The following is a 15532-nucleotide window of genomic DNA, read 5'->3' on the forward strand; positions in this document are numbered from 1 at the left end:
CTCCTCACCGCCCCCTGCGTACCGGGCCCGTCTCAGCTTCCGAGGCGGGCCCGGACCTTTGCGGCCACCGGAGCGGGCTTCGCCTGCGCCACCACCCGGCCGGCCGCGCCGCGCTTGGCGGCGAACAGCGCGCCCGCCACGGTGCTGCCCAGCGCCAGCGCCATGCCCAGCATCTGAACGGTGGTCAGCGACTGGTGCAGGAAGACCCAGCCGAGCACGGTGGCCGAGACCGGGCTGAGCAGGCCGAGGAAGGCCACCGAGGAGGCGGGCAGCTTGCCGACGCCGCGGAAGAACACCCAGTAGGCGACCGCGGTGTTGGGCACCGCGAGGTAGAGGTAGCCGAGCAGGTTGGTGCCGGTCAGCGCGGGCGGAGCGCCCTCCGCCAGCAGCGCGATCGGCACCAGCAGCAGGCCGCCGGCGGTGAGCTGCCAGCCGGTCACGGCCAGCGGTCCGACGCCCTCGGGACGGCCCCAACGCTTGGTCAGCACGGTGCCCAGCGCCATCACCCCGGCTCCCGCGAGCCCGGCCAGCACCCCGACGGTGTCCAGCTGTGCGGTGGCCCGGAGCACCACCAGCGCCACCCCGAAGACCCCGGCCACCCCGGCCAGCACGGCCCGGCCGCCGGGACGCTCGCCGAGCAGCGGAACGGCCAGCCCGGCCGCCACCAGCGGCTGGATCGCGCCCAGGACGCCGGCCACTCCCCCGGGCAGGCGGTAGGCGGCGACGAACAGCAGGGCCATGAAGACGGTGATGTTCAGCGCGCCCAGCAGGGCCGCCTTCCACCACCAGGCGCCCTTGGGCAGCCGCCGGGCGAAGGCAAGCAGCAGCAGTCCGGCGGGCAGGGCGCGCAGGGTGGCGGTGAGCAGCGGACGGTCCGGCGGCAGGTACTCGGTGGTGACCAGGTAGGTGGAGCCCCAGGCGAGCGGGGCCAGTGCGGTGAGGGCCAGGGTGCGCGAGTTCGGAAGCATGAAAGTAACTTACCATCAAGCTACTTGTCGTCAAGTCACTTTCCTGTGGCAGAATTTCCGCATGAACGAGCAGCCCCCTCCCCCCGCGCCCGACGCCGTGGACGCCATCGCCGCCCAGTGGAACGCGGTCCGCCCCGACCTCTCCACCGAGGGCATGGAGGTCTTCGGCCGGATGGGCCGGATCTCCCGCGCCGTCACCGACTCGGTCACCCAGGTGCACGCCAACCACGGCATCGGGCGCGGGGAGTTCGACGTGCTCGCCACCCTGCGCCGCTCCGGCGAGCCGTACACCCTCTCGCCCCGCGAGCTGACCGCCACCCTGATGGTCACCACCGGCGGCATGACGGGTCGTCTGGACAAGCTGGAGCGGGCCGCCCTGATCACCCGCTCCCCCGACCCGAACGACCGGCGCGGCCTGCGGATCACCCTCACCGAGGAGGGCCTGGGCATGGTCGAGCGCGCCGTCGGCCCCGGCGTCGAGGTCTACCAGCGCACCATCGCGGTGCTCACCCCCGAGGAGACCGCCACCCTCAACGACCTGCTGCGCCGCCTGCTGGTCTCGGCCGGCGGCTGATTGGGTACGGTGGCCGGGTGATTGATGACACGTCAGGGGTGGACGAGTTCGAGGCGCTGCGGCGCTACCTGGGCTCGGTGGCGTACCGGCTGCTGGGATCGGTGAGCGACGCCGAGGACATCCTCCAGGAGGCCTGGCTGCGGTGGCGGGCCACCGACCGGAGCAAGGTGCAGGAGCCGCGCGCCTTCCTGACCACGGTGGTCACCCGGCTCTGCTACGACCAGCTGGGCTCGGCCCGGTCCCGCCGCGAGTCGTACTACGGCGAGTGGCTGCCCGAGCCGGTGGTCTCCGAGGACGCCTCCCCCGCGCACCTGGCCGAGCTGGGCGAGGAGGTCTCGCTGGCCCTGCTCACCGTGCTGGAGCAGCTCACCCCCGCCGAGCGCACCGCCTTCGTGCTGCACGACGTGTTCTCGATCGGCTTCGAGGAGATCGCCGGCTCGCTGGACCGCACCCCCGACGCCACCCGCCAGCTCGCCTCCCGGGCCCGGCGCCGGATGAAGAACGGCGGCCGGCGCGGCACGGTGGACCGCGCCGCGCACCGCGAGGTGGTCTCCGCCTTCGCCTCGGCGGCCACCCAGGGCGACATCCAGGGGTTGGTCGCGCTGCTCGACCCGGACGTGGTCTGGCACTCCGACGGCGGCGGCATCGTCTCGGCGGGCGTGCGCCCGATCACCGGCGCGGACAAGGTCTCCCGGCTGGTCACGGGCCTGTTCGCCAAGTACGTGGTCCCGGAGCCCGGGGTCGGCTGGACCACCGTCCTGGTCAACGGGGTCCCCGGCATGGCCTGGCACGACGCGGCGGGCACCGTCTTCGGCGTGGTCGTCTTCGAGCTGGCCGACGGCCGGATCACCGAGGCCCACGTCGTGGTCAACCCGGAGAAGCTCACCCATGTGACCCGGATCACCGTCACACCTTGAGCGGCTGTCCCGTCCTCCTGCCGTACGCAACCAGAAGCGCTCCGCAGGAGGACGGGATGACCACCCAGCAGCAGCACATCGTCGTGATCGGCGCCGGCTACGCGGGCCTGTCGGCGGCGACCCGGGCCGGCAAGAAGCACCGGGTCACCCTGGTCGCCCCCGAGGCCCGCTTCCTCAACCGGGTCCGGCAGCACGAGACCTTCGCCGGCCACCCGGAGCACCGCCCCGCGCTGGCCGAGGTGCTGGCGGACCGTCAGGTGACCCACAAGCAGGCCCTCGCCACCGAGCTGGACCTGAACGGCCGCAAGGTCTTCCTGGACTCGGGCGAGGTGCTCTCGTACGACACCCTGGTGTACGCGCTCGGCAGCCGCACCGCCTGGCACGGCGTCCCCGGCGCCGCCGAGCACGCCTACCCGGCCGAGCGGGCCGCCGAGCTGGCCGCCCGGATGAGGGCGGCCGCGAAGCCCGGCACCGTCGCGGTGGTCGGCGGCGGCCTCACCGGCATCGAGCTGGCCACCGAGCTGGCCGAGGCCCACCCCGCCTGGAAGGTCCGCGTCGTCTCGGCCACCCCGGTCGGCCACCACCTCTCGGCCAAGGGCCGGGCCCACGTGCGGCGGGTCTTCGAGCGGCTCGGCGTCGAGGCGCACGAGGGCCGCGCGGTGACCGCCGTGACCGCCGCCGGGGTGCGCACCGACGAGGGCGCGATCGACGCCGACCTGGTCGCCTGGGCCGCCGCCTTCGAGCCCCGCGAGCTGGCCGCCGAGGCCGGGCTGGCGGTCACCCCCGACGGCCGGGCGGTGGTGGACGAGTACCTGCGCTCGGTCTCGCACCCGGACGTGCACGTGGTCGGCGACGCCGCCCAGGTCAGGGTGGAGGGCGTCGGCGAACTGCGGATGGGCTGCGTCTCGGCCCTGCCGCAGGGCGGCTACCTGGGTGACCTGCTGGCCGGGCGGACCGCCAAGCCCTTCGCCTTCAAGTACCAGCTCCAGTGCATCAGCCTGGGCCGCCGGGACGGGCTGGTGCAGCTGGTCCACCCGGACGACTCGATGCGCGACACCGTGCTGACCGGCGCGCTCGGCCGCTGGACCAAGAGCCTGATCCTCAAGGTGATCATCAAGGGCCTGCGCTGAGACGCCGAAGGGCCCCCTCCCGCCGGGAGGGGGCCCTTCGCGCTGACCGCGGGACTACTTCTTCTCGCCCTTGGGGGCGTCCGCGTCGGTGGAGAGCGCGGCGATGAAGGCTTCCTGCGGGACCTCCACCCGGCCGACCATCTTCATGCGCTTCTTGCCCTCCTTCTGCTTCTCGAGCAGCTTGCGCTTGCGGGAGATGTCACCGCCGTAGCACTTGGCGAGGACGTCCTTGCGGATGGCGCGGACCGTCTCGCGGGCGATCACCCGGGAGCCGATGGCGGCCTGGATCGGCACCTCGAACTGCTGACGCGGGATCAGCTTCTGGAGCTTGCCGGCCATCATGACGCCGTAGTTGTAGGCCTTGTCCTTGTGCACGATGGCGGAGAACGCGTCCACCGCGTCGCCGTGCAGCAGGATGTCGACCTTCACCAGGTTGGCGCTCTGCTCGCCGATCGGCTCGTAGTCGAAGGAGCCGTAGCCGCGGGTCTTGGACTTCAGCTGGTCGAAGAAGTCGAAGACGATCTCGGCCAGCGGCAGGGTGTAGCGCAGCTCGACCCGGTCCTCGGAGAGGTAGTCCATGCCCTGGAGGTTGCCGCGGCGGGCCTGGCAGAGCTCCATGATCGCGCCGACGAAGTCGTTCGGCGCCAGGATGGTGCCGCGCACCACCGGCTCGTACACCTCGGCCAGCTTGCCGGTGGGGAACTCGCTCGGGTTGGTGACGGTGTGCTCGGTGCCGTCCTCCATCACCACGCGGTAGATCACGTTCGGCGCGGTGGAGATCAGGTCGAGGTTGAACTCGCGCTCCAGGCGCTCCCGGATGATCTCCAGGTGGAGCAGGCCGAGGAAGCCGCAGCGGTAGCCGAAGCCGAGCGCGACCGAGGTCTCCGGCTCGTAGACCAGGGCGGCGTCGTTGAGGCGCAGCTTGTCCAGCGCGTCGCGCAGCAGCGGATAGTCCGAGCCGTCCAGCGGGTAGAGGCCGGAGAACACCATCGGACGCGGGTCCTTGTAGCCGCCCAGCGGCTCGGTGGCGCCCTTGTGCATCGAGGTGATCGTGTCACCGACCTTGGACTGCCGGACGTCCTTCACACCGGTGATGATGTAGCCCACCTCACCGACGCCGAGGCCGTCGGCGACCTTCGGCTCGGGCGAGATGACACCGATCTCCAGCAGCTCGTGGGTGGCACCGGTCGACATCATGGCGATCCGCTCGCGCTTGGTGAGCTGACCGTCGACCACTCGGACGTAGGTGACCACGCCGCGGTAGGAGTCGTAGACCGAGTCGAAGATCATCGCGCGGGCCGGGGCGTCCTTGACGCCGACCGGGGCCGGGATCTTCTCGACGATGTGGTCGAGCAGCTCCTCGACGCCGAGGCCGGTCTTGGCCGAGACCTTGAGCACGTCCTCCGGCTCGCAGCCGATGATGTGCGCGATCTCGGCGGCGTACTTCTCCGGCTGGGCGGCCGGAAGGTCGATCTTGTTCAGCACCGGGATGATCGTGAGGTCGTTCTCCAGCGCCAGGTACAGGTTGGCGAGGGTCTGCGCCTCGATGCCCTGGGCGGCGTCCACCACGAGGATGGTGCCCTCGCACGCGGCGAGCGAGCGGGACACCTCGTAGGTGAAGTCCACGTGGCCCGGGGTGTCGATCATGTTCAGGATGTGCGTCTGACCGGTCTGGTCACCGGTCTTCGGCGCCCACGGCAGACGGACCGCCTGGGACTTGATGGTGATGCCGCGCTCGCGCTCGATGTCCATCCGGTCGAGGTACTGGGCGCGCATCTGCCGGGGGTCGACCACGCCGGTGATCTGCAGCATCCGGTCGGCGAGCGTCGACTTGCCGTGGTCGATGTGGGCGATGATGCAGAAGTTGCGGATCAGCGCCGGGTCGGTACGGCTGGGCTCTGGCACGTTGCTCGGGATCGCGGGCACCTTGGTCCTCGGGGCGGTCGATGTGATTCCGTCCATCCTCCCACGGCCGCGGTGCGGCCCGCCGTTCAGCTCTTCCGCAACTCCTCCCGCTGGGGCAGGATCAGGGGCCATGATCTTGGAGAGTGCCCTGCTCGACGTCCGCCCCGGCCAGGAGGAGGCCTTCCTGGCCGCCTTCGCCGAGGCCCGCCCGCTGATCGCCGTGCAGCGCGGCTTCCGCTCGCTGGAGCTGCGGCGTTGCCTGGACCAGGGGCGCGGCTCCCGCTTCCTGCTCCAGGTGGAGTGGGAGACCCTGGAGGACCACACCGAGGGCTTCCGCGGCTCGGCCGAGTACCAGGAGTGGCGCCGGCTGCTGCACCACTTCTACGAGCCGTTCCCCGAGGTCGAGCACTACGGCGAGGCGCTGCTCACGGCGTAGCCGCGGACGCGGTCACGGCCCGGCCGGTTTGGGGGGCGCGCGGGGGCTTTGGTAGCGTTGGCCGCTGCACTCGGCACAGGTATGCCCTCTCAGCTGCCCGCCGGGTGCGACCCGTTCAACTTCCAGACAAAAGCTGAGGCACTTTCGTGGCGAACATCAAGTCCCAGATCAAGCGCAACAAGACCAACGAGAAGGCGCGCCTGCGCAACAAGGCCGTCAAGTCCTCCCTCAAGACCGCCCTGCGCAAGGCCCGTGAGGCCGCTGTCGCCGGCGAGACCGAGAAGGCCGCCGAGCTGGCCAAGGTCGCCTCCAAGGCGCTCGACAAGGCCGCCAGCAAGGGCATCATCCACAAGAACCAGGCCGCCAACAAGAAGTCCGCGATCACCAAGCTCGTCGCGGCCTGATCTGACGGCACCCCCCGGGTGGCGTGACCGGCGGCCCTCTACCCGCCTCCGCCGCCCAACTCCCCTCGCGTCAACTTCCGGCCCTCTACCCGGAACACGTGAGGCGTAGTGACTCCGTACCGCACGCGGCCTGCGTTCGCCACGCGGGTGCGGTACAGCGACAGGCGTCGCGGCTCCGGCCGCGGCGCCTGTCGGCGTTCCCGGGGCCCTTCCGGGGGCGGACCTGATGCTCCCTCACGTTCTGCCATGCCCTGGTCACCGATATGGTTCGTGCGACGCGCTCCGTGCGGATCCCGGTTTGGGGGCTCATCAGATGACGCATCAGGTACCGACCCGGACGGACGGCGACCGGTCGTACGGACCACCGCCGCCCTACCGGCGCCCGCCGCGCCGCAGTCGCCGGCACCTGGTCTGGGGCGCCGCCGGCGCCGCACTGGCCTCGGCGATCTGGGCCGCCGCCGTGCTCACCGTGCCGGGCCTGGTCGCCCTGCCGGACGGGCTCGCGCCGGACCTCAAGGCCTACCGGGTGGTCGACGACCTGTGCACCACCGCGAAGCTCAACCGCTTCTCCCAGCTGTACCCCGCGCAGTCCGGCACGCCGTACCACTACTCGACCCGGCACGCGGCGCTGGACGACATGTACTGCAGCAAGTACCTGAAGAAGAGCGCCGGCGAGACGGAGTACTCCTCCCTCTACATGCAGGCCCAGCTGCACCGGCGGGTCGACCCGCGGGCCGAGTTCGAGGCCCAGCAGTCCGGGCTGCGGCAGCGCCACTACCAGATCACCGAGGTGCCGGAGCTGGGCGAGCAGGCCTACGTCGGCTTCCTGGACGACCGCAGCAGCTCGGACCGGAGCTGGCACTACCTCACCCAGGTGCTCTACGTCCGCGACGGGGCGCTGACCTACTACCTCAGCTGGTCCGGCTCCTACCAGGAGGGCAAGGGCGTCGAACCGGACCGGGAGACCATCCGGCAGGCGCTGCTGATGGACAGCCGGGACCTGCTGCGCGCCCTGGGGCAGAGCAGCGTCTGATCCGGTGGCGCCTCAGCGGAGGCGGAGGACCGGGCCGCGCGGTGAAGGGCGGGCCGAACGACCGTCAGCGGCGGTCGGTGGTGGGCCCGTCAGTACGGGCGGGCGCCCGCGCGGGCGGCGCGGGCCACGGCGACCACGGCGCGCTCCAGGGCGTAGGCCGGGTCGTCGGAGCCGCCCTTGACGGCCGCGTCCGCCTGGGCGACGGCGGTCAGGGCGGCGGCCACGCCGTCGCCCGTCCAGCCGCGCATCTGCTGGCGGACCCGGTCCACCTTCCAGGGCGGCATGCCGAGCTCGCGGGCCAGGTCGGCCGGGCGCATGTTCCGCCCGGCGGTGGCGAGGCGGCCGATGGAGCGGACGCCGGAGGCCAGTGCGTAGGTGATGCCGGTGGGCGGCTGGCCTACCGCCAGGGCCCAGCGCAGCCGCTCCAGGGCCTCGGCGGCCCGGCCGGTGACGGCCAGGTCGGCCACCTCGAAGCCGGTGGCCTCGGCCCGGCCGCTGTAGTACTTGGCGACCACCGTCTCGTCGATCGCCCCCTCGACGTCGGAGGTCAACTGGCTGCAGGCGGCGGCCAGTTCACGCAGGTCGCTGCCGAGTGAGTCGAGCAGCGCCTGGCAGGCCTCCGGGGTGGCCGACCGGCCCAGGGTGCGGAACTCGTTCTTGACGAAGGCCAGCTTCTCGCCCGCCTTGGTGAGCTTGGCGCAGGCCACCTCGCGGCCGCCGGCCTTCCGCCCCGCGTCCAGCAGACCCTTGCCCTTGGCCCCGCCGGCGTGCACCAGCACCATGATGACCTCCTCGGCGGGGGCCTCCAGGTACGCCTTGACCTCCTTGACCGAGTCGGCGGAGAGGTCCTGGGCGGCGCGGACCACGATCACCTTCCGCTCCGCGAAGAGCGAGGGGGTGGTCAACTCGGCCAGGCCACCGGGCTGGAGACCACCCGGAGGGAGGTCCCGCACGTCCGTGTCCGGATCGGCCTCCTTGGCCGCGGCCACCACCGCCGCGACCGCGCGGTCGAGCAGCAGCTCCTCCTGGCCGACCGCGAGGGTCAGCGGGGCGAGCAGGTCATCGGGTGCACTCTTCCTGGCCATCGCCTACCAGGATCGCATGCGCTGCCGACAGCATCCCGACGGCTGTGCACAATGGTCCCCGTGACCATGAACGACACCCGACAGTTGCTTGTGTTCCCCGACCGCGACGCCGCCGACGAGGTCGCCGAGGAACTCTCCGCCCGCTGGCCCGACCTGGGCGAGATCGAGGTGGCCCGGGACGCCCTGGCCGGCGAGGACGACGCCGAGGACGCCCAGTGGGTCGTGGCCGTGGAGGCCCCCGAGGACGGCTGGACCCCGGCTCAGCTGCGCGCCCTGGACGAGCTGGCCACCGACCAGGAGGGTTGGCGGGAGGAGGCCTGAGCCTCGGCACTCCCCACCGCACCGGCCCCCACCGCACCGGCACCCGTCGCTCCGGCCCCACCCGGTCGGGCCCCCGCCCCTCGGCGGGGGCCGCCGGGGAGGCCACGCGCCGAAGCGCCCGCCGGAGCGCCGACCAGGGCTCCGACCCGGCCGTCGCCGGCCCAACCAGGGTGGGACCGGGAATCCCTGGCACCCCGTCAGCCGAGCCGCGATCATGGACCGCATGGACATGGACCGCCGCGAACTCGCCGACTTCCTCCGCCGCTGCCGTGAGCGGATCAACCCGCAGGACGTCGGCCTGCCGGCCGGCTCCCGGCGCCGCACCCCCGGGCTGCGGCGCGAGGAGGTCGTCCAGCTCGCCGGGATGTCCGCCGACTACTACATCCGGCTGGAACAGGCCCGCAGCCCGCAGCCCTCGCCGCAGATCCTCGCCTCGCTGGCCCGGGCGCTGCGGCTGAGCGAGGACGAGCGCGACCACCTCTACCTGCTGGCCGGCCAGCGGCCGCCGGCCGGGCGCCAGTACGGCACCTTCATCCAGCCCGGGCTGCTCTACCTGCTCGACCAGCTCAAGGAGACCCCGGCCCAACTGCTCAGCGACCTGGGTGACGTGCTGGCCCAGAACGACATGGCCAGCGCCCTCTTCGGCACCGTCTGCTCGATCCGGGAGGACCAGCGGAACGTGGTCTGGCGCTGGTTCACCGACCCCACCGTCCGGGCCGCCTACCCGGCCGACGAGCACGACCGGCTCGGCCGGGTGCACGTCGCCGACCTGCGGGCGGCGGTGGCCCGCCGGGCCGGGGACGCGGCCTCGACCGCGCTGGTGCAGCGGCTCTCCGAGGCCAGCGAGGAGTTCCGCGAGCTCTGGGAGCTGCACGAGGTGGCCGTCCGGCGCACCAGCCGGATGCGGGTCGACCACCCGGCCATCGGGCCGATCAACCTCGACTGCCAGACACTGCTCACACCCGGCGAGGACCAGCGACTGCTGATCTTCACGCCGCCGCCCGGAACCGCGGACATCAACCACCTGGAGCTGCTGCGGGTGGTGGGGACGGAGCGGTTCAGCCCCGCCGGGTGACCCTGCGGCACCCTGCACGCCGCTACCGTCACCGTCGGCCCCGTGAGCGGGGGCGGGGGTGCCGTCAGCACGGGCACCGTGAGCGGGGGTGCCACTGTCGGGAGTGCCGTGCACAGGGGCACCACGGGCGGGGGCGCCGGATCCCCGGGTGACGGCGTGCAGGGTGTCGCGGGTGCCGAGGACCGCGACGGCTCCGGCCCGGTCGGTGCGCAGGACGGTGGCCCCCAGCGCGGCGAGCTGGGCCACGGTCCGGGCCGACGGATGGCCGTACGGGTTGCCCTCGCCGCAGGAGATCAGGGCCAGGCGGGGGTGCAGGGCGGCGGCCAACTCCCAGTCCTGATGGGCCGATCCGTGGTGCGCCACCTTGAGGACGTCCACCCGGGGCAGCTCGGCCCGGGCTCGCAGGGCGGCCTGGGCGGGCGGTTCGAGATCGCCGAGCAGGGCGATCCGCAGGGCGTCGGGCGGTTCGCCGACGGTGGCGAGCAGGGCGATGCTGGCGTTGTTCGCCCCCGGCGTGGCCGGGGTCAACGGCTCGACGGGCCAGAGCAGCTGCCAGGAGAGGCCGGGAGCGGCGGTGCGCCGCTCGTCCTGCCGTGCGGTCAGCACGGGCACCTGCGCGGCGGCGGCCCAGGCCAGCACCCGGGCCCGCTCGCCCGGCGGCGAGTCCAGGGTGGTGACCTGGAGGGCACCGACCGAGCGACCGCGCAGCACGCCCGGGAGCCCCTCGGCGTGATCCGCGTGGTAGTGACTGAGGATCAGCAACGGGACGGCCGTGACGCCGAGTTGGCGGAGGCACCGGTCGGCGGCCGTGGGATCGGGCCCGGCGTCCACCACCACCGCGCTGCCGGGCTGTCCCGGCACCGGCAAGACGGTCATGTCGCCTTGTCCCACGTCGCACATGACGAAGCGCCAGCCCTCCGGGGGCCAGCCGGTGGCCATCCGCACGAGGGACGGCGGCCGGAGCAGGGCGAGCAGCAGAGCGGGCAGGAGCACCGCCGCGAGCAGGGTGCGGGGGCGGCTGCGGTGGCCGAACGGGCGGGCCGCCCAGACCAGGGCCAGTGTCGCCACCGCCAGCAACAGGGACCCGAACAGGCCACCGGGCCAGTCGAGTTGGGCTCCCGGGAGGGCGGCGCCCCGCCGGGCCACGGCGGCCAGCCAGCCGGTCGGCACCGCGGCGAGGTCGGCCAGGAACCGGGCCGGCGCCGGGGCCAGCGGTGCGAGGACGAGGGTCGCGAAGCCGAGCAGGGTGGCCGGGGCCACCGCCGCCTCGGCCAGCAGGTTGCACGGGATCGCGACCAGGCTGATCCGGGGCGCCAGCAGGATGGTGGCGGGGGCGCAGAGCGCCTGCGCCGCGGCGGTGGCGCCGACGGCCCCGGCCAGCCGCTCGGGCCAGCCCCGGGCCCGGAGCGCGGCCGTCCAGCGCGGGCCGAGGGTGAGCAGGCCGAGGGTGGCGAGCACGGAGAACAGGAAGCCGAAGGAGCGCGCCAGGTACGGGTCGACCAGCAGCAGGACCAGAACGGCGGAGGCGAGCGCGGGCAGCGCCTGCCGGGGGCGGCCGGTGGCCAGGGCGAGCAGGCCGACCAGACCGGTGGCGGCGGCCCGCAGGACGCTCGGCTCGGGTCGGCAGACCGTCACGAAGGCCAGCGTCAGGACGGCTCCGAGCAGGGCGGTGGTGCGCAGCGGGAGGCCGACGAGCCCGGCCAGCCCGCCCCGGCCGGAGGTGCTCGCGGCGGCCGAGGCCCCGGTCAGGACGGCCAGCACGATGGCCAGGTTCGCTCCCGAAACGGCGGTCAGATGGCCGAGGTCGGTGGCCCGGAACGCCTCCGCTAGCTCCGGCGGCAGCCGGGTGGTGTCGCCGACCACCAGGCCCGGGAGCAGTCCCCGGGCGTCGGTGGGCAGATGGTCGCTGGCGTCCCGGAGTCCGGCCCGCAACCGGGCCGCCACCCGCTGGGCGGTGCCGGGCCCCTCCAGCAGCTGCGGCCGGCCCTGCACCACCAGGGCGGCCGCCGTGCTGCGGTACCCCTCGGCGGCGGGCAGCACCCTGGCCTGGGTGCGCAGCCGGGTGGACGGGACCACCTTCTGCCAGGCCCCGGCGTCCTGGGCGCGGACGATCAGGGTGACGGGGGTTCGGGTGCGGGTGCCGTCGGCCCGGTCGACGGTGGCCTCGACGACCAACAGGGCCTGGCCGGGCGTGGTGCCCCGGGCGTGTGAGGAGCGGGGCTCGGGGTCGCCCGTCACCGTGAGCTCGACCGCGGTCAGGACGGGCGGGACGGCTGCGGAAGGGACGTGGCCCGGGTCGGCGGGAGCTGACGGGGCGTCCGTCGCGGCGGGCCCGGCCGCCCTGGCGGCCAGGGCGGGGATCGGGCCGCGCTGGAGGTCGGCCGTGTGCAGGGTGGTGACGGCGGCCGCGGCCCCGGCGGCCAGCAGGACGGCGGCGAGCAGGGCACCGGCCCGGCGCGGGCTGCGCAGCGCGAGGACTGCGGCTCCGGCCAGGAGGAGTGCTCCCCCGAGCAGGTACGGCCGGTGGTCCGGACCGAGGCCCAGCACGGTGGCGGTGACCGCCCAGACCACTGCGGTGGGGAGCAGCAGGCGCAGATCGGGCGGCGGTGCGGCGGACTCCGTGGCGGTGCTGCGGGTGAGGGCGGCGGTTGTGGTGGTGGGCATCGGTTCACCTCCTCGGCCGGTGACGGTCGGTCAGCTGGGCTCGGCTGGTTGTGGGGGTGGCCGGCCGCACGCGGGCGGGCGGGCTCAGAGCGTGAGCAGGGCGCGGAGGTCGGCGAACTTCCGCTCGCCGATCCCGCTGACCTCGCGCAGCTGGTCGAGGGAGCGGAACGGGCCGTGCTCCTGACGGTGCTGCAGGATCCGCTGGGCCAGGGTCGGGCCGACCCCGGGCAGGGCGTCCAGCTGCTCACGGGTGGCCTGGTTGATGCTGAGCGGGCCGACGGCGGGGGTGGCTCCCCCGGCCGGAAGACCGGCGCCGGCCGGGGCGCCGCCGACCAGGATCTGCTCGCCGTCGGTGAGCACCCGTGCCAGGTTGAGCCCGTCGGTCACGGTGTCCGGCAGCGGGCCGCCGGCCGAGGTGAGGGCGTCCGCCACCCGGGCCCCGCTGGGCAGCGTACGGAGGCCGGGCTGGCGGACCTTGCCGGCGACGTCGACCACGACGGTCGGGCCCGTCGGCGGAGTAGGCGCCCCCGCACCCGACCCCGCACCCGACCCCACGCCCGGCCGGACCGAGGACGGTGCGGAGGCGGCGACGACCGCTGCCACCGCAGGGACGGCGACCCGGCCGGGACGGCCGAGCCAGAAGTGCTGCACGGCGTAGCCGACGGCCAGCAGGAGCAGCACGGTCAGCCCGGCCACCGCCCGCCGGTCGAACAGCAGGACCCCCGGGAGCCGACGCCCGACCACACCGGCGGCCCCGGGCGCGGCACCCTCCGGCCCGGCACGCGGCCGCCCCTGACGCCCCGTCGCCCCGCCTTCCCCGACGAGACCGCCCTCCCCCACCACCCTGCCGCCCCCGGCTGCCTCGCCCTCCCCTGGCGGCCCACCGCGCACGGACGCCGCCGGCCTGGACGGCAGGGGCGTGTCCCAGGCTTCGGACCACACCGCCGTCGGAGAGTCCGCCCGCTCCCCCTCGGGATGCGGCCCCGGGGGCAGGAAGAGGTGGGCCACCCGGCCACGGACGGTCTCGGTGGTCTCGCGTCGGCGGGCCGCGCCCGGCGTCATCGTTCTCATGGCCAGGACCGTAGGCGCGGCCGCCGCCCCCGTTGAGAGAGCGTCACCAGCCTGTGGAAAACCCGGGGTTGTGGACAGCCGAGTTCCCTCGATCGAGGGAGTTTCAGCGCGGCGCGACCACCACTGCGAGCAGCCCGGGCCCGACGTGGGCACCGATCACCGCCCCCACCTCCAGCACCGTCAGCTCGCGCAGCCCGGGCACCCGGGCCCGGAGCCGCTCCGCCAGGGGCTCGGCCCGGTCGGCTGCGGCGAGGTGGTGCACGGTGATGTCCACCTCGTCCGCACCCGCGCGCTCCACAGCGATCTCCTCCAGCCGCGCGATCGCCCGCGAGGCCGTGCGGACCTTCTCCAAGGGCTCGATCCGGCCGCCCGACAGGTGCAGCAGCGGCTTGACGGAGAGCGCGGAGCCGAGCAGGGCCTGCGCCGCACCGATCCGGCCGCCCCGACGCAGGTACTCCAGGGTGTCCACGTAGAAGAAGCCGCTGGTCCGCGCGGCCCGCCCGGATGCCGCCGCGACCACCGCCGCGAGGTCGGCGGCCACATTCCCGGACGCCCCGGCCACGCCGGCCACCCCGGCCTCGCCCGCCGCCCCGGCCTGCAGCGCCGCGATCGCCTCCGCCGCCGCCAGCACCACGTGCCCGAGTGCCATCCCGACCAGTCGGCTGTCCACCACCTCCACCGGTAGCGGAGCCTCGGCGGCCGCCAGCCGGGCCGCCTCGACGGTGCCGGAGAGCTCGGCGGAGATGTGCACGGAGACGACGGCCTCGAAGCCCGCCTCGGCCGCCGCCCGGTAGGCCTCGGCGAAGGTCTCGGGGCTGGGCCGGGAGGTGGTGACGCGCTGCTTGGCCCGCAGGGCCTCGGCGACGTCCTTCGGGGAGATCTCCACGCCGTCCGCGAGCACCTCGCCCCCGACCACCACGCTCAGCGGGACCACCGCGATCCGGTGCCGGTCGACCGCCTCCTCGGGGAGGTAGGCCGTGGAGTCGGTCAGGAGGGCGATGCGGCGGGACATGAGGCGGAGGTTACTCCCCCCTCCCCGCCACGGACACCCGGGGGACGTCCGAACCCCTGGAGAGGGCCGCCGCGGAGGTCAGGACTTCCGCAGACGCTGTGTCAGGTCGACCGCCAGCCCGAGCAACTGCTCGGCGGTGGCCGGCCGGTCGTTGCTGATCGCCTTCCGCTCCGTCCCGGCCGCCTTGGCCGCCTTGGCCGAAGAAGCCGACGAGGTGGAGGATCCCGAGGCCCCCGAGGCACCCGAGGACGGCCCGGCCGCGTCCCAGTGCCGCAGCGCACCCGCCTCGGTCTCGCACTCGTCCGCGAGCCGCGCCAGCTCGTCGTCGGCGAAGCGCTGCATCCGGTCCTGGGCCGCCCACCGCATCGACTCGGCGGCGTGCGTGATCCGCTCGGCCCGCTCCCGCAGCGCGGGCAGCTTGTCGGCCACCCGCCCGGCGTCGGGCTCCAGCTCCAGCGCCTTCAACTCGCCGTCGAGCTCGGCCGCGTGGGCGTCCAACCTGGTCAACAGCTGCAGGGAATCGGCGAGTTGGGAGTCCTCGGCGAGGCCGGCCGCGAGCACCTTGCGGGTGGAGTCGAGGGCGGTGCGCAGCGCGAGCCGGACGGCCGAGATCTGGCCAGGCGCCCCGGGCTTGGCGAAGGTCTTGGCCTTCAAGGTCGCGTTCTCGATGGCCCGCCGGGCGTTGGCCTCCTGCTGGGAGAGCTTCCGGGCGGCGGCCTTGCCGGCCTTCACCGCACCGACCGTGATCATGATCAGCAGCGCGACCACGAAGAGCACACCGAGGCCGACCACCACGCCGAGCGCGTCCATCACGAGCCACCTTCCGGGAGACCGACCGAGGGCTCCACAGTAACCGCACGGGTTGCCGTGGAGCCCTCGTCGTAGGGGTCCGTGAGGAGAGATCAGGGACAGCTCAGGGAAACCCCGAGGACCGGCC

14 protein-coding genes and 1 pseudogene are annotated in these 15532 nt (G+C 73.9%); 8 read left to right on the top strand and 7 right to left on the bottom strand.

Annotated elements, in window-relative coordinates; translation table 11 throughout:
• Positions 1-32: 32 nt before the first annotated feature.
• Positions 33-968 carry an EamA family transporter gene (locus tag ACWCYY_RS08365; protein WP_345282438.1) on the bottom strand — a complete coding sequence of 312 codons (936 nt, stop codon included), beginning with the start codon at positions 966-968 and terminating at the stop codon, positions 33-35.
• 61 nt (positions 969-1029) lie between these two features.
• Here ACWCYY_RS08365 and ACWCYY_RS08370 point away from each other — a divergent pair, with 61 nt between their 5' ends.
• The 3 genes from ACWCYY_RS08370 to ACWCYY_RS08380 are packed head-to-tail and all read left to right on the top strand — an operon-like array spanning position 1030 to position 3589.
• Complete coding sequence (locus ACWCYY_RS08370; RefSeq protein WP_449795506.1) at positions 1030-1542, top strand: MarR family winged helix-turn-helix transcriptional regulator; 513 nt, start codon at positions 1030-1032, stop codon at positions 1540-1542.
• A gap of 17 nt (positions 1543-1559) precedes the next feature.
• The gene (locus ACWCYY_RS08375) at positions 1560-2459 is read left to right on the top strand and encodes a sigma-70 family RNA polymerase sigma factor (protein ID WP_449795507.1); all 900 of its coding nucleotides are present in this window, start codon (positions 1560-1562) and stop codon (positions 2457-2459) included.
• 56 nt (positions 2460-2515) lie between these two features.
• Positions 2516-3589, top strand: a complete 1074-nt coding sequence (locus ACWCYY_RS08380) for an NAD(P)/FAD-dependent oxidoreductase (RefSeq protein ID WP_449795508.1) — start codon at positions 2516-2518, stop codon at positions 3587-3589.
• A gap of 54 nt (positions 3590-3643) precedes the next feature.
• Here the strand turns inward: ACWCYY_RS08380 and lepA are convergent, their stop codons facing one another.
• Entirely contained in the window at positions 3644-5515 is a 1872-nt protein-coding gene (gene lepA, locus ACWCYY_RS08385; RefSeq protein WP_345282496.1) for a translation elongation factor 4, read from the bottom strand.
• A 109-nt stretch (positions 5516-5624) separates the two neighbouring features.
• Between lepA and ACWCYY_RS08390 the strand changes: the two genes are divergently transcribed.
• The 3 genes from ACWCYY_RS08390 to ACWCYY_RS08400 all read left to right on the top strand — a co-directional run bounded on the left by ACWCYY_RS08390 (position 5625) and on the right by ACWCYY_RS08400 (position 7367).
• Complete coding sequence (locus ACWCYY_RS08390) at positions 5625-5930, top strand: antibiotic biosynthesis monooxygenase family protein (protein WP_449795509.1); 306 nt, start codon at positions 5625-5627, stop codon at positions 5928-5930.
• A 146-nt stretch (positions 5931-6076) separates the two neighbouring features.
• On the top strand, positions 6077-6334 hold the full coding sequence (gene rpsT / locus ACWCYY_RS08395) for a 30S ribosomal protein S20 (protein ID WP_345282430.1): 258 nt from the start codon (positions 6077-6079) through the stop codon (positions 6332-6334).
• 313 nt (positions 6335-6647) lie between these two features.
• Positions 6648-7367, top strand: coding sequence for a hypothetical protein (locus tag ACWCYY_RS08400; RefSeq protein ID WP_449795510.1), 720 nt, complete (start codon positions 6648-6650; stop codon positions 7365-7367).
• 89 nt (positions 7368-7456) lie between these two features.
• Here ACWCYY_RS08400 and holA read toward each other — a convergent pair whose 3' ends face one another.
• Positions 7457-8452: a DNA polymerase III subunit delta gene (gene holA / locus ACWCYY_RS08405; RefSeq protein WP_345282422.1), complete on the bottom strand. Its 996-nt coding sequence runs from the start codon at positions 8450-8452 to the stop codon at positions 7457-7459.
• A 66-nt stretch (positions 8453-8518) separates the two neighbouring features.
• On the opposite strand from holA, the gene ACWCYY_RS08410 reads away from it, so the two are divergent.
• Both ACWCYY_RS08410 and ACWCYY_RS08415 read left to right on the top strand, forming a co-directional pair.
• Complete coding sequence (locus ACWCYY_RS08410; protein ID WP_345282420.1) at positions 8519-8773, top strand: hypothetical protein; 255 nt, start codon at positions 8519-8521, stop codon at positions 8771-8773.
• 223 nt (positions 8774-8996) lie between these two features.
• Positions 8997-9848, top strand: a complete 852-nt coding sequence (locus tag ACWCYY_RS08415) for a helix-turn-helix transcriptional regulator (protein ID WP_345282418.1) — start codon at positions 8997-8999, stop codon at positions 9846-9848.
• Positions 9849-10535: 687 nt separating this feature from the next.
• Here the strand turns inward: ACWCYY_RS08415 and ACWCYY_RS08420 are convergent.
• The 4 genes and pseudogenes from ACWCYY_RS08420 to ACWCYY_RS08435 all read right to left on the bottom strand — a co-directional run.
• Positions 10536-12512: pseudogene (locus tag ACWCYY_RS08420) on the bottom strand (ComEC/Rec2 family competence protein); the annotation flags it as partial.
• A gap of 84 nt (positions 12513-12596) precedes the next feature.
• Entirely contained in the window at positions 12597-13583 is a 987-nt protein-coding gene (locus ACWCYY_RS08425) for a helix-hairpin-helix domain-containing protein (protein WP_449795511.1), read from the bottom strand.
• 103 nt (positions 13584-13686) lie between these two features.
• Entirely contained in the window at positions 13687-14595 is a 909-nt protein-coding gene (locus tag ACWCYY_RS08430) for a DegV family protein (protein WP_449795512.1), read from the bottom strand.
• A gap of 78 nt (positions 14596-14673) precedes the next feature.
• Positions 14674-15405: a hypothetical protein gene (locus tag ACWCYY_RS08435; RefSeq protein ID WP_345282411.1), complete on the bottom strand. Its 732-nt coding sequence runs from the start codon at positions 15403-15405 to the stop codon at positions 14674-14676.
• Positions 15406-15532: the final 127 nt, after the last annotated feature.

Source organism: Kitasatospora sp. NPDC001664 (assembly GCF_053596675.1).

What these genes read in the sequence shown, in the direction of transcription:
- ACWCYY_RS08415 (WP_345282418.1), top strand. Translation starts at nt 8,997, where the DNA reads ATGGACATGGACCGCCGCGAACTCGCCGACTTCCTCCGCCGCTGCCGT.
- ACWCYY_RS08370 (WP_449795506.1), top strand. Translation starts at nt 1,030, where the DNA reads ATGAACGAGCAGCCCCCTCCCCCCGCGCCCGACGCCGTGGACGCCATC.
- ACWCYY_RS08425 (WP_449795511.1), bottom strand. Translation starts at nt 13,583, where the DNA reads ATGAGAACGATGACGCCGGGCGCGGCCCGCCGACGCGAGACCACCGAG.
- ACWCYY_RS08435 (WP_345282411.1), bottom strand. Translation starts at nt 15,405, where the DNA reads ATGGACGCGCTCGGCGTGGTGGTCGGCCTCGGTGTGCTCTTCGTGGTC.
- holA (WP_345282422.1), bottom strand. Translation starts at nt 8,452, where the DNA reads ATGGCCAGGAAGAGTGCACCCGATGACCTGCTCGCCCCGCTGACCCTC.
- ACWCYY_RS08390 (WP_449795509.1), top strand. Translation starts at nt 5,625, where the DNA reads ATGATCTTGGAGAGTGCCCTGCTCGACGTCCGCCCCGGCCAGGAGGAG.
- ACWCYY_RS08365 (WP_345282438.1), bottom strand. Translation starts at nt 968, where the DNA reads ATGCTTCCGAACTCGCGCACCCTGGCCCTCACCGCACTGGCCCCGCTC.
- ACWCYY_RS08380 (WP_449795508.1), top strand. Translation starts at nt 2,516, where the DNA reads ATGACCACCCAGCAGCAGCACATCGTCGTGATCGGCGCCGGCTACGCG.
- ACWCYY_RS08430 (WP_449795512.1), bottom strand. Translation starts at nt 14,595, where the DNA reads ATGTCCCGCCGCATCGCCCTCCTGACCGACTCCACGGCCTACCTCCCC.
- ACWCYY_RS08400 (WP_449795510.1), top strand. Translation starts at nt 6,648, where the DNA reads ATGACGCATCAGGTACCGACCCGGACGGACGGCGACCGGTCGTACGGA.
- ACWCYY_RS08410 (WP_345282420.1), top strand. Translation starts at nt 8,519, where the DNA reads ATGAACGACACCCGACAGTTGCTTGTGTTCCCCGACCGCGACGCCGCC.